The 12,291-nt window shown below is 70.8% G+C and carries 11 protein-coding genes; 9 read left to right on the top strand and 2 right to left on the bottom strand.

The window, feature by feature from the left end; all coding sequences use genetic code 11:
* The first annotated feature begins 159 nt into the window (after window positions 1–159).
* Together lipP1 and AB4880_RS17240 are read left to right on the top strand one after the other, a co-directional pair.
* Window positions 160–1,086, top strand: coding sequence for a LipP1 family hormone-sensitive lipase (gene lipP1, locus AB4880_RS17245; RefSeq protein ID WP_367920459.1), 927 nt, complete (start codon window positions 160–162; stop codon window positions 1,084–1,086).
* Complete coding sequence (locus AB4880_RS17240) at window positions 1,086–1,868, top strand: SDR family NAD(P)-dependent oxidoreductase (protein WP_367920458.1); 783 nt, start codon at window positions 1,086–1,088, stop codon at window positions 1,866–1,868. Before lipP1 ends, AB4880_RS17240 begins: the two co-directional genes overlap by 1 nt.
* Window positions 1,869–1,893: 25 nt before the next feature.
* Here AB4880_RS17240 and AB4880_RS17235 read toward each other — a convergent pair whose 3' ends face one another.
* The gene (locus tag AB4880_RS17235; protein WP_367920457.1) at window positions 1,894–2,625 is read right to left on the bottom strand and encodes a FadR/GntR family transcriptional regulator; all 732 of its coding nucleotides are present in this window, start codon (window positions 2,623–2,625) and stop codon (window positions 1,894–1,896) included.
* Between the two features lie 158 nt (window positions 2,626–2,783).
* Between AB4880_RS17235 and AB4880_RS17230 the strand changes: the two genes are divergently transcribed.
* The 6 genes from AB4880_RS17230 to AB4880_RS17205 all read left to right on the top strand — a co-directional run bounded on the left by AB4880_RS17230 (window position 2,784) and on the right by AB4880_RS17205 (window position 9,973).
* Window positions 2,784–4,304 (top strand): AMP-binding protein, encoded by a 1,521-nt coding sequence (locus AB4880_RS17230; protein ID WP_367920456.1) that lies wholly within the window; start codon window positions 2,784–2,786, stop codon window positions 4,302–4,304.
* 121 nt (window positions 4,305–4,425) lie between these two features.
* Window positions 4,426–5,145 carry an SDR family NAD(P)-dependent oxidoreductase gene (locus AB4880_RS17225; protein WP_367920455.1) on the top strand — a complete coding sequence of 240 codons (720 nt, stop codon included), beginning with the start codon at window positions 4,426–4,428 and terminating at the stop codon, window positions 5,143–5,145.
* Entirely contained in the window at window positions 5,139–6,404 is a 1,266-nt protein-coding gene (locus AB4880_RS17220) for a YlbE family protein (RefSeq protein WP_367920454.1), read from the top strand. Before AB4880_RS17225 ends, AB4880_RS17220 begins: the two co-directional genes overlap by 7 nt.
* Before the next feature lie 32 nt (window positions 6,405–6,436).
* On the top strand, window positions 6,437–7,672 hold the full coding sequence (locus AB4880_RS17215; protein WP_367920453.1) for a type I glutamate--ammonia ligase: 1,236 nt from the start codon (window positions 6,437–6,439) through the stop codon (window positions 7,670–7,672).
* Window positions 7,673–7,742: 70 nt separating this feature from the next.
* The gene (locus AB4880_RS17210; RefSeq protein WP_367920452.1) at window positions 7,743–9,230 is read left to right on the top strand and encodes a flavin-containing monooxygenase; all 1,488 of its coding nucleotides are present in this window, start codon (window positions 7,743–7,745) and stop codon (window positions 9,228–9,230) included.
* Window positions 9,227–9,973 (top strand): SDR family oxidoreductase, encoded by a 747-nt coding sequence (locus tag AB4880_RS17205; protein WP_367920451.1) that lies wholly within the window; start codon window positions 9,227–9,229, stop codon window positions 9,971–9,973. The genes AB4880_RS17210 and AB4880_RS17205 overlap by 4 nt, the downstream gene beginning before the upstream one ends.
* 58 nt (window positions 9,974–10,031) lie before the next feature.
* Here AB4880_RS17205 and AB4880_RS17200 read toward each other — a convergent pair whose 3' ends face one another.
* The gene (locus AB4880_RS17200; RefSeq protein WP_367920450.1) at window positions 10,032–11,111 is read right to left on the bottom strand and encodes an NADP-dependent oxidoreductase; all 1,080 of its coding nucleotides are present in this window, start codon (window positions 11,109–11,111) and stop codon (window positions 10,032–10,034) included.
* Window positions 11,112–11,332: 221 nt separating this feature from the next.
* Between AB4880_RS17200 and glsA the strand changes: the two genes are divergently transcribed.
* Entirely contained in the window at window positions 11,333–12,259 is a 927-nt protein-coding gene (gene glsA, locus AB4880_RS17195) for a glutaminase A (RefSeq protein ID WP_367920449.1), read from the top strand.
* Window positions 12,260–12,291: the final 32 nt, after the last annotated feature.

Genomic DNA, 12,291 nt, shown 5'->3' with positions numbered 1-12,291 from the left:
CTGCCCGGTTCGGGGTTCGAACCCGTGATCCCTTGCGTACGGGGTCGACGCCGGGCACACACCGAGCGCCCGTCCCTTGACCTCCCGGGGCGACCTCCGACTAATATGGTCTATAGACCGATCCAAAGGTTCTTATGTCCTCGAGTCGAGAGGTTTCCGATGCCGCTCCACCCCGTCGCCCAGCAGCTCCTCGATGACGCTGCTGCCAGCGAGCAGCCCAACAGTCACCTGCTCCCGGTCGAGGTCGCGCGCGCGAACTTCGAGCGCACCTTCGCGTCGATGGAGGTCGAGGACGTCGCGTTCGTGGCCGACCTCGTCGCGATGTCGGACGGTGGCCAGGTGCCGGTGCGCCTCTACCGACCTCGTGCAGACGGGCCGCTGCCGCTCGTCGTCTACCTGCACGGTGGCGGGTGGCAGATGGGCAGCATCGACTCGCACGACGGCCTGTGTCGCGCGATCGCGAACGCCTCGGGCTGTGCGGTGCTGAGCGTCGGCTACCGCCGCCCGCCCGAGTTCAAGTTTCCCGCGGCCCCGCACGACTGCTACGCAGCGCTGGTCTGGGCCGTCGCGCACGCCGAGAGGCTCGGCCTCGACGGATCGCGGGTCGCGGTGGTGGGGGACAGTGCGGGCGGCAATCTGGCGGCGGCCGTCGCGCTGTTGGCGCGGGACGAGGGAGGCCCCGATCTGGCCTGTCAGGTGCTCATCTACCCGGCGACGACCTTCGACCTGGACGAGGGGTTCGACCTCGAACTGGAGGGCTACGTGCTGTTCCGCGACGAGGTGCAGTGGCACAAGGACGCGTACTTCGCGCGTCCGGAGGACGCCGCCTCCGACTATGCGTCGCCCCTCGGCGCCGACCTCGCCGGGCTGCCTCCGGCTCTGGTTCTCACGGCGGAGTACGACCCCTTGGCTGTCGCCGGCGTGGCGCTCGCGGAGCGCCTCGCCGAGCAGGACGTCGCCGTCGAGCACCGGCGCTATGACGGGATGATCCACGGCTTCGTCCAGTTCCCCGGCCTGTTCGACGACGCCGTCGGGGCCGTGGCTGACCTGGCGGCATTCCTCCGGCGTCACCTCGGGCTCGTCTGATGGGCGAGCTGACGGGCCGGACTGCCGTGGTCACCGGCGCCGGTGGCGGAATGGGCCTGGCGATCGTGGAGGACCTCGCGGCGCGTGGGGTCCGAGTCGTCGCGGTGGATGTCAAGGAGGCTCCGGCGCGGCTCCCGGAGGGCGTTCGCTACCACCGTGGTGACATCGCGGATCCGATGCTGGCGCCCGCGGTCGTCGCGAGCGCGCGCACGATCTCGCGCGAAGGGAACGTCGACATGCTGGTCAACGCCGCCGGTGTGGCCTGGTTCGCCGATCCCGGGCTCCCGCCGCCGCCGTACGTCGACGGTTCCATCGTCGACGTCGACCCCGAGGCCTGGAGGCGGGTGCTCGACATCAACCTCACGGGCGCGATGCTCATGGCCCGCGCGGCGCTGCCCGTGATGCGCGAGCACCGCTCCGGGGTGATGGTGCACATCGCGAGCATCGCGGGTCTCCGGCTGGCCGACGGCGCCCTCGACGCCTACCAGGTCTCGAAGGCCGGCCTGATCAGCCTGTCGCGAGGACTGGCCGCCCAGTATGGGCCGGAGGGCATCCGCTCGAACACCGTGTGCCCCGGCGCGATCGTCACGCCGATGATCGCCGGGATCTACGAGAACGACCCGGAGCGGGAGCGCTCCATGGCGGGTCGGGTGCCGCTGCGCCGGGTGGGAACGACGAGCGACGTGTGCTCGGCGGTCACCTACCTGCTGTCCGACGAGGCATCTTTCGTGACCGGCACCGACCTCGTCGTCGACGGCGGCTGGCTCACCAACATGGGGTGATCCGGCCGCGCTGGTTCCGGCTCGGTCAGCGGCTGAGCCAGGCCTCGATGGTGTGCCGGGTCTCGTTGATGTGCTCGGCCATCGCCGACGCCGCGAGCTCGGCGTCCTTGGCGCGGATCGCGCTCAGGATCTCGGCGTGGTGGTCGTTGGCGTTGTCCTCGATGTGGCCGAAGATCGCGCCGACGGGGAGCCACATCCGCTGCCTTCCCTGGGCGACCGCCTCGAGCAGCTGCTGGTTGCCCGTCGCCTCGGCGATGCCGAGGTGGAACGCCGAGTCGAGGAGCTGGAACTCGGTCACGTGGCCGCTCGCGTCGTCCGCCCGCCCGGCCTTGATGACCTCGTCCATCCGGGTGACGAGGTCGGCCAGCTTGGGCAGGTCGGCGGCCTTGCGCCGCTCTGCTGCCAGACGGGCGGCACCGGTCTCGACGATCACGCGGTAGTCGAACGCGTCGCGAACCGCCATCTTGTTGCGCTTGAGCTCCTGTCGGGCCTCGACCGGGTCGTAGGTCGGCTCCAGGACGAGGAACCCGCCGCCGCGGCCGCGCCGGACCGAGATGCGACCCTCGCGCTCGAGAACCGCGATCGCGGCTCGGACCGTCGTCCGGGACACGTCGAGCATCTCGGCAAGGTCGCGCTCGGCCGGAAGCCGGTCCCCGGGGCGGAACTGACCCGAGTCCATCGAACGACGGATCTGGTCCAGGACCAGCTCGTGCGCCGCGATCTGGCGGATCGGCCCCAGTTTCGGGTGTTCGGACACTGACACCTCCTCATCACGCGCAGGCTACTCCATCGGCCTCGCCGCCCGAGTGCTCCGGCGCGCCCTCGCGCCTTAAAGGCTTATGGGTCTTGCCTTTAGTCCAATAAGTCCGTAGGGTCACGACTCCAAGGTTCGGCACCGGCACCCGCGGAGAAGCGATGTTCTACCCACTCACCGTCCACGACTTCCTCGATCGAGCGATCACGGTCTTCCCCGACCGCATCGCCGTCCACGACGAGCCGGGGGCGGAGGGCGCCTGGGCGCCGCTGACCTACCGCGAGCTGGCGGCTCGGGCCCGATCGCTCGCCGCGTCGCTCGACGAGCTCGGCCTGCCGGTCGGGGCGCGGGTCGCCGTGCTGTCCCAGAACTCCGCGCGCCTGCTCGCCGCCTTCTACGGCGTCAGCGGCTACGGCCGGGTGCTGGTGCCCATCAACTTCCGGCTGACGGTCGCCGAGGTGCGCTACATCGTGGAGCACAGCGGCGCCGACGTCCTGCTCGTCGACCCCTCGCTGCGCGAGGTGGCGGCCGCCGTGGGGTGCCGGCACACCTTCGTCCTCGGCGACGACGACGAGCGCCTGTGGGCCCACCCGGTCGCGCCGCGGCCGTGGGCCGGCGCCGAGTCGGCGACGGCCACGATCAACTACACTTCCGGTACGACGGCGCGCCCGAAAGGCGTGCAGCTGACCCACCGCAACCTCTGGCTCAACGCGGTCACCTTCGGCTGGCACCTCGGGGTCGGCGAGTCCGAGGTCTACCTGCACACGCTGCCGATGTTCCACGCCAACGGCTGGGGCATGCCCTATGCGATCACCGGTTTCGGCGGGCGGCACGTCGTCCTGCGCCAGGTCGACGGCGCCGAGATCCTGCGTCGGGTCGAGGAGCACGGCGTCACGCTCATGTGCGCCGCACCCGCCGTCCTGGCCGCGGTGCTCGACGCGGCACGGCAGTGGGAGGGGCCGGTGCCCGGGCGGGACCGGGTCCGGGTGGTCGTCGCGGGAGCGCCCCCGCCCACCCGCCTGATCGAGCGGATCCGCGACGAGCTCGGCTGGGAGTTCATCCAGATCTACGGCCTCACCGAGACGTCCCCCTTCCTGACCATGTCGCGGATGCGCGATGAGTGGTCCGCGCTTCCGGGCGAGGAGCAGGCCAGGCTGCTGGGCCGGGCGGGCGCACCCGCGATCGGCGTCCGCGTGGCGATCGCTCCGGACGGCGAGGTGGTCGTCGCGAGCAACCACAATCTCGACGGCTATTGGCGCAACCCCGAGGAGACGGCCGCGGCGCAGGCGGGAGGTGTCTTCCACACCGGCGACGGCGGCTCGCTCTCCGAGGGCTACCTCACGATCCAGGACCGCAAGAAGGACGTGATCGTCACCGGCGGGGAGAACGTCTCGTCGATCGAGGTCGAGGACGTGCTCGCCAGCCACCCGGCGGTCCGCGAGGCCGCCGTGATCGGCATCCCGGACGACAAGTGGGGCGAGCTGGTCACCGCACTGGTGGTCGCCTCGGGTGACGTCACGCAGGAGGAGCTGATCGCCTACTGCCGCGAGCGCCTCGCCGGCTACAAGACGCCCAAGCGCGTCGACTTCCGTACCGAGCTGGCGAGGACCGCCACCGGGAAGCTGCAGAAGTTCAAGCTCCGCCAGGACTTCTGGGGCGAGCGCGAGCGCCAGGTCAACTGACCGCGCCCCACGGGAGGCGGCGGCCCGGCGCCGGCCTCTGCGCCGATGAGGGGCCGAGAGAACCAGTCAACAGGGCAAGGCGAGCCGGGCGCTCGCGGCCCACCACCAGGAAGGCAGCACAGTGACCGGCACAGTCATCGTCACCGGGGGTGGCGGAGTCATCGGACGCGCCATCTGCGCGCGGCTCGAGGAGAGCGGCTACCGCCCCGTCGCCGCGGATCTCGAGGGATCGATCCCCGAGGGCGCCGCCGCGTTCCCCCATCCGTTCGTCGCCATGGACGTCACCTCGGTCGCCTCTGTGCAGGCCGCTGTGGCCGAGGCCGTACCCGCCGGCGAGTCGCTGGTCGGCCTCGTCAACTGCGCCGGAATCCTGCGCGACTCGTTCGTCGGCGAGCTGGACGAGCAGAAGCTCGACCTGATGTTCCAGGTCAACATCGCCGGCATGGCCCGCGTGGTCGAGGCGACGGCCGGCCTCCTGGGGGACGGGGCCTCCATCGTCAACATCGGCTCGCTCACCGGTCACTTCGGCCGCTTCACCGGCGCTTCGGTGTACGGCGCGACCAAGGCCGGCATCGCCGCGTACACCCGCTACCTCGCCTCCGAGCTCGCGCCGCGCGGCATCCGGGTCAACAACGTCGCGCCCGGCGTCATCCGGGCGCCGATGAGCCCGTCGATGGCGCGCGTGTCGGGAGGCGAGGAGGCTTCGGCGGGCCATGCGATGCTGCGCCGCATCGGGGAGCCGCACGAGGTCGCTGAGGTCGTCGAGTTCTTCATCTCGCCCCGTTCGTCCTTCGTCACGGCGCAGACGCTGCTCGTCGACGGAGGTGTGGTCGCATGGTGAGCGCGCCCACGGTTCCGGAGGCGCTGGACGACGTCGACATCGCCAACGCCGAGGCGTTCCGGCGCCTCGACGCGGCGGACCCCTGGGTCGTGGACGTGGCGCCGGCGCGCGACGTCATCCCGGGCTACACCGACGACCTGGTGCTGACCTCGGGAGCGCCGATGGCGTGGGAGGACTACGTCGGCGGCCAGCGCGAGGCGCTCATCGGCGGAGCCTTGTTCGAAGGGCTGGCGGCGACGCGGGAGGAAGCAGTCGAAGGCTTCGCCTCGGGGCGGATCCGGGTCGGCGCCTGCCACGACTACGGGGCGGTGGGCTCGCTCGCGGGCATCTACACGGCCTCGATGCCGGTCTTCGTCGTGGAGAACCGGGCGCTGGGCAATGTCGGGTTCTGCAACTTCTACGAGGGCAAGGAGCCGCGGCGGCTCAACTATGGCTGCTACGACGAGGGCGTCCACGAACGGCTCCTGCACGTGAACACCGTGCTCGCGCCGGTGGTGGGGGAGGCGATCCGGCGGACCGGCGGAGTCCCGCTGAAGTCGCTGATCGCGCGGGCGCTGCGGATGGGCGACGAGGTCCACAGCCGCAACGCCGCGGCCTCCATGCTGTTCAATCGCGAGATCCTGCCGGCGGTCCTCGACATGGTCCGCGACGACGTCCCGGGCGTGCGCGAGACCATGGTCCACCTGGCCGAGAACGACTACTTCTTCCTCCGGCTGTCGATGGCCGCGGCCAAGGTCTCGGCCGACGCGATGGTGGTCCCGGGGTCGACGCTCGTCTCGGCGATGGCCTTCAGCTGCCGGGGCTTCGCGATCAAGCTCGCCGGACTCGGCGACCGCTGGTTCGAGGGACCGCCTCCGGTGCACGAGGGCAAGCTGTTCGCCGGGCACAGCGAGGACGAGATCACCTGGATGGGCGGCGAGTCGCCCATCACCGAGACGGTCGGGCTCGGAGGCTTCGCGCAGGCATGCGCGCTCACCCTCCAGGAGTACCAGGGCGGATCGGCGGCCGTGATGATCGAGCGCAACGAGCAGATGTACGAGATCACCCAGGGCGAGAGCTCGACGTACCGGATCCCGCTCTTCGACTTCCGCGGTACGCCGACCGCGATCGACGCCCGGAAGGTCCTGGCCACCGGGATCACTCCGGTCATGGACGTGGGGCTTGCCGGCCGCGACGGCGGCCAGATCGGCGCCGGGATCATCCGCGCGCCCCGGGAGTGCTTCGAGCTGGCGATGACGGCGTTCGAGGCCGCGCTCTGAGCGTGGGACCGGGCTCGGGCGAGCGGGTGCCGATGGAACGCCCGCTCGCCCGGCTCGAGGTGCCCGACCTCGAGCTCGGGCTGCGCGAGAAGCTGGTCCACGCCGATCGGCTGCGGCCCGGTGCCCGCGCCGCGCACGGTACGGCGATCTACGGGCTGTCGCTGGCCGACGACATGACCGACACCACGCTCGGTCACGCCGGCAACGGCTACCCCGACGCGGCTGTCGAGCTCGACGAGTCGACGAGGGTCGACCTGCCCTGGCGAGGCATCGAGGCGGTGATCGGGGATCTCGTGGACGCCAACGGCGACCCGGTCGGCGCTTCGCCGCGGGGGATGGTCCAGCACCTGGTCGAGCGGTTCGGCGCGTTGGGCCTGGAGCCGGTGCTCGGGTTCGAGTACGAGACCTGGGTCTTCGAGGCCGACCGTGACGACCGTCGGCCGGGCTCGCTCGCCCACGCGGTGACGATCGCCGACCTCGCCGCCGAGTTCGCGCGCCGGATGGCGGCGATCGGCCATCCGCTCGAGGCAGTGCGGTCGCAGGCCCGTGCGGGGTTCGTCGAGTTCTCGATCGCTCCGTCCCCGGCGCTGCGCGCAGCGGACGGCGCCGCGAGAGCCCGGCGCCACCTGCGCGAGCTGTGCGCCGAACGCGGTCTCGTCGCCTCCTTCATGGCGAAGCCGTTCGGCGATCGCGAGGGAGCCGGCGGTCACGTGCACGCGAGCCTCGAGCGCGACGGCGCGAACGTCTTCGCGGCGGACGAACGACTGAGCGCCGTCGGCGCCCGGTTCGTGGCCGGACTGGTCGCTTCACTGCCGCAGTTGACCTTGATGTTCAACCCGCACGTCAACTCCTTCAAGCGCATCGACCCGCGGATGTGGGTTCCGACGACCTCGTCCTGGGGCTACGACGACCGCCGGACGGCGTGCCGTGTGGTGGTCCGGCCCGAGACCTCGGCGCGCGTCGAACATCGCCGTGGGGGAGCGGACGCGAATCCCTACGTCATCGCCGCCGCCGTTCTGGCCGGCGGCGTCGACGGCTTGGAGCGGAGACTCGAGCTCCCGCCGCCGCGCACCTCCCGCGCCGTTCCGGTGACGCTCGGCGAGGCGATCGCCGCGTTCGAGCGATCGCGGTACGTCGACCGGCTCCTGCCGCGGCGCTTCGTGGACGCCTTCGCGGCCACCCGCCGTACCGAGCTGACGCTCTACGAGGCCTGGCTCGACCGGACGATCACCGATTTCGAGCTTCAGCGGCACGTTGAGCATCGCTGAGGCCTTGACGTTCCGCTAAAAGGCCGAAAGACTGGACCAAACAACCAACTACGACGAGATGGTGGTCCCAGTGAAGTCATCCACCCCGAATCAGGCGCCCCTCGCGGGCCCGCACGACGTGGCGATCATCGGCACCGGCTTCAGCGGAATCGCGGCTGCCACGGCCCTTCTCAAGGAGGGCGTGCGCGACTTCGTGATGTTCGAGCGCTCGGAGGACATCGGCGGCACCTGGCTGGTGAACCGCTATCCGGGCGCCGAGGTCGACCTCGAGTCGCACATCTACTCCTTCTCCTTCGAGCCCCACGACTGGACGCGGACGCACGCCGACTGGCGCGAGCTGCTCGGCTACCTCCAGGGCGTCGCCCGCAAGTGGGGGCTCTATGAGCGCACCCTGCTCGAGACCGGTGTCGCCGAGGTGACGTGGGACGAGCCGTCGCGGACCTGGACGATCATCGACGAGGCCGGCGTCACGCATGGACCGTTCAAGGCGGTCATCTCCGCGGTCGGCTTCCTCAACACGCCGCTGATCCCGCCGTTCCTCCGTGGTGAGACGGTCTTCGAGGGCGACCTCTGCCACACCTCCACCTGGCGTGACGAGCTGTCGCTCGAAGGCAAGGATGTGGGCGTCCTGGGAACGGGCTCCTCCGCGGTGCAGGTCGTCACCGAGGCCGAGCGCCAGGGCCGATCGGTCAAGGTGTTCCAGATCGAGCCGAACTGGCTGTTGCCCAAGGAGGCGCGCGACTTCAGCCCTGCTGAGCGGCGCTGGAACCGGATCAAGCCGGTCTACTACTTCCGGCGCTACCGCCTCTACCTCGACTACGACCTGCGCCAGTACCGCGCGAGCCACGCGCGGGTCGACGGTCGCGTGAACAAGAAGCGGCTCGCCGCCGCCCGTGCGTACCTGCACCAGGAGATGGGGGACAAGCCGGAGCTGGAGCGGCTGCTCACGCCCCAGTTCTCGGTCGAGGCGCGCCGCACCGTCATCAGCGACACCTACTACCGGAGCCTGCGCTCGCCGAAGGTCGAGCTCGTGCCGCACGCCGTCGCGGACGTGACTCCCACAGGCGTGGTCGACGCGACGGGGGAGAAGCACGACCTCGACATGATCGTGCTCGCCACCGGATTCGACGCGGCCAACTTCATCAGCACCTACCGCACGACCGGCGAGAACGGCGTCGTCCTCCGGGAGCAGTGGGAGGGCGGTGCTGAGGCCTTCCTCGGCGTGATGACCCCGAACTTCCCCAACTTCTTCATGATCTTCGGCCCCAACACCAGCGGCATTCCACTCGTCACCTACTACGAGGCCCAGGCCCGGTTCGCTGCCAAGCAGGTCCGGCGGCTCGCCTCGGGCAAGGCCTCCAAGATCACGGTGAAGTCGTATCTCCACGACTTCTACAACCGCCGGCTCCAGCGGCGGCTCGACAAGACGGTGTGGAACGAGGTGTCCAACTACTTCCAGGGCACGAGCGGCAAGGTCGTCAGCCAGTGGCCGTTCAGTCCGACGTCGTACCTCCTCGGGCTGCGTCTCGCCGGGCGGTTCGGGACGGACGCGACGTGAGCGGGCTCGCGGGGAAGGTCGTCGTCGTCACCGGGGCGTCGGGGGCGATCGGCCGTGCGGCCGTCGCGGAGCTCAAGCGCCAGGAGGCGGTCGTCGTGGGGGCCGACCTCCGTGCGGCCGACGACACCGGGGCCGATCACTTCGTCGCCTGTGACCTCACGGTGGAGGAGCAGGTCCGCGACCTGTACGACGGCACCGCGGAACGCTTCGGGCGGATCGACGGGCTGTTCAACAACGCGGGGGTCGCGCTCGGCGAGGACGGCTCGGCCCTCGATGTGGACCGGACCGTGTTCGACCGCACGATGGTCATCAACGTCACCAGCGTCCTGCTGTGCTGCAAGCACGGGATCCCGCACCTGATCGCCGGCGGTGGCGGAGCGGTGGTCAACACGGCGTCGCTGGTCGCGCGGATGGGCTCGGCCGTCTCGCAGATCGGCTACACCGCGTCCAAGGGCGCGGTGGTGGCGATGTCGCGCGAGCTCGGCGTGGAGCTCGCCCGCAGGGGGGTCCGGGTCAACAGCCTGAGCCCGGGCCCCGTCGCCTCGCCCATGCTGGAGGCGCTCTTCAGTCCCGACGAGGTCGCCCGGCGCATGGTGCACATCCCGGCGGGTCGCTTCGGCACCGCGGAGGAGATGGCTCGGGCCGCGGCTTTCCTGCTCGGCGACGGCTCCAGCTTCGTGACCGGCATCGAGCTCGTAGTCGACGGAGGGATCTCCGCGGCCTACGTCACTCCTGAGGGCTGACGCCGCGAAACACCAAGGGGCCTGACCGGATCCGGTCAGGCCCCTTCGTCGCGTCGGCTCAGACGGTGCTGGGCGTCGCCAGCTGGAGGATCTGCTTGCCGAGGTTCTTGCCCTCGAAGAGCCGGTTCATGGTGGCGACGGCGTCGGTGACGTCGCCCTTCGCAATGTCCTCGGCCCAGACGAGCGAGCCGTCCTGGACCCACTCCGCCAGGCGCCGCGTGGCTACCTCGAAGCGATCGGCGAAGTCGGTCACGATGAACCCCTTGACGGTGCAGCTGCGCACCGTGATCGTCGAGAGGTTGGTCGGCCCGTACGCGACGGCCTCGTCAGAGTAGCCGCTGGAGATCCCGCCGCACAGCACGATGGTCCCGCGCTGGGCGATGTTGCTGATCCCGGCTTCGAGGATCCGGCCGGCGACATTGTCGAAGAAGACGTCGACGCCCTGGGGTGCGAGCTCCGCGAGCCGGGACGCGACGTCCTCCGACTTGTAGTCCACGACGTGGTCGAAGCCGGCCGCCTCGCGCAGCCAGGCGCCCTTCTCGGGCCCGCCGGCGATGCCGATCGTCGTGGCGCCCGCGAGCCGGGCCAGCTGGCCGGCGATGGAGCCGGTGGCCCCGGCCGCGCCGGAGACCAGAACCACATCGCCGGGGCGCGGCGCCCCGAGCTCCAGCATGCCGAAGTACGCGGTCAGCCCCGTGGTGCCGAGCACGCCGAGCACGGACGTCGGCGGCACGCCGTCCGGCACGCGCCGGGCGACCGGCCGGCCCGCGCTCGGGTCGCTGACGTGCTCGAGGTGGCTGAGGGTGCCCTCTTCGAAGGTCGCGAGCGCGTAGGTCTGCCAGCCGAGGTTGCCGGTGACGAGCGTCCCGACCGCGACGGAGTCGACGCCGGAGGCGACGACCTCGCCGACCGCGTGTCCGCGCATCACTTCGCCCAGCGGCACCGGCGGTGCGTACGACGGGCCGTCGTTCATCCAGCCCCGCATCGCCGGATCGAAGGCGATCCAGAGCACGCGGACCAGGACCTCGCCGGGGCCGGGGGTGGGTGCGGGCTGCTCGTCGAGCACGAAGTCGTCGAGCGTTGCGGTCCAGGTGGGGCGACGGCCCAGGAGGAGGCGTCGGTTCAGGGGAGTGGTCATGAGGAGCATCCTACGCATTTAGGTCTAGAAAATCGACCTTTGACCGGATGTTCGCACGCGCCGAAGCGGTCCACGGTGCGACGGGATGGCTGTTTTGGAATATTGCATCGACCTTTGCGTGTTTTGTACGCTGGCGATCTGCGCCCGACGGGTGCACGGATCACGCGACGACCCGGGAGGCGGACATGCGAGGACCAGGGGCGACGCAGTCGGATCTCGGTGTGCTCGCACCGCGCGAGCTGCGCTCCGACCAGCTCCTCGAGCTCGCACGCCGCGCGGTCGCGCTGGGCCGGTCCGCCGCGACGACCGGTGAGGTCACCACCAAGATCCCGCGACTCGCCGCGGTGGACCGGTCGGCCTTCGGGCTGGCGGTGACGACCGTGGACGGCGCCGAGCTCGGGGTGGGCGACAGCACGGCCCAGTTCTCCCTGCAGAGCCTCACGAAGCTCTTCGCCCTGGTCGCGCTGCTGCGCGTCGAGCCCGGTGCCTGGATGCACGTCGGCTGGGCGCCGACGGAGCTCGGCTACGGCTCGGTCACCGAGCTGGAGCGAGCGGCGGGTCGCCCGCGGAATCCCTTCGTCAACGCGGGTGCGCTCATCGTCACCGACCGTCTGCTGCATCACACCGGGTCGGCCGTCGACACGGTCGCCGCACTGATCTGCGACCTCTCCGGCGACCCTGCGGTCGCGAGCGACGCCGCGGTGTCGGCGTCGGAGGCGGCGGCCGACCACCGCAACAGGGCGCTTGCCCACGTGCTGGCCGAGCACGGCCGGCTGCTCAACGACGTCGACGCCGTCCTCGCCCACTACTACGCCCAGTGCGCCATCACCGGATCCGCACTCGGGATGGCTCGCGCGGGGCGCTTCCTCGCCGACCGCCGGCTCCACGAGCAGGTGCTCGACTCGGACAACGTCCGCCGGATCAACGCCGTGCTGCTCACCTCCGGGATGTACGGAGCCGCGGGCGACATCGCCTACCGGGTGGGCCTGCCGGCCAAGAGCGGAGTGGGGGGCGGAGTGCTCGCGGCTCTGCCCGGCGTCGGCACGGTGTGTGCCTGGAGCCCGCCGCTCGATGCCGAGGGAAACTCGGTCGGTGGTGTCGCCGCCATCGAGGAGTTCGCCCGCACGTCCGGCTGGTCCGTCTTCTAGCCCGTCCCACCCGCTCAGCACCAGGAGGAGAA

Origin of the sequence: Nocardioides ginsengisoli (genome assembly GCF_039537225.1) — a bacterium.
Classification (GTDB): Bacteria; Actinomycetota; Actinomycetes; order Propionibacteriales; family Nocardioidaceae; genus Nocardioides; species Nocardioides ginsengisoli.
The sequence above is the reverse complement of the archived record's forward strand: the minus strand, read 5'-3'. Positions and strand labels throughout refer to the sequence as shown.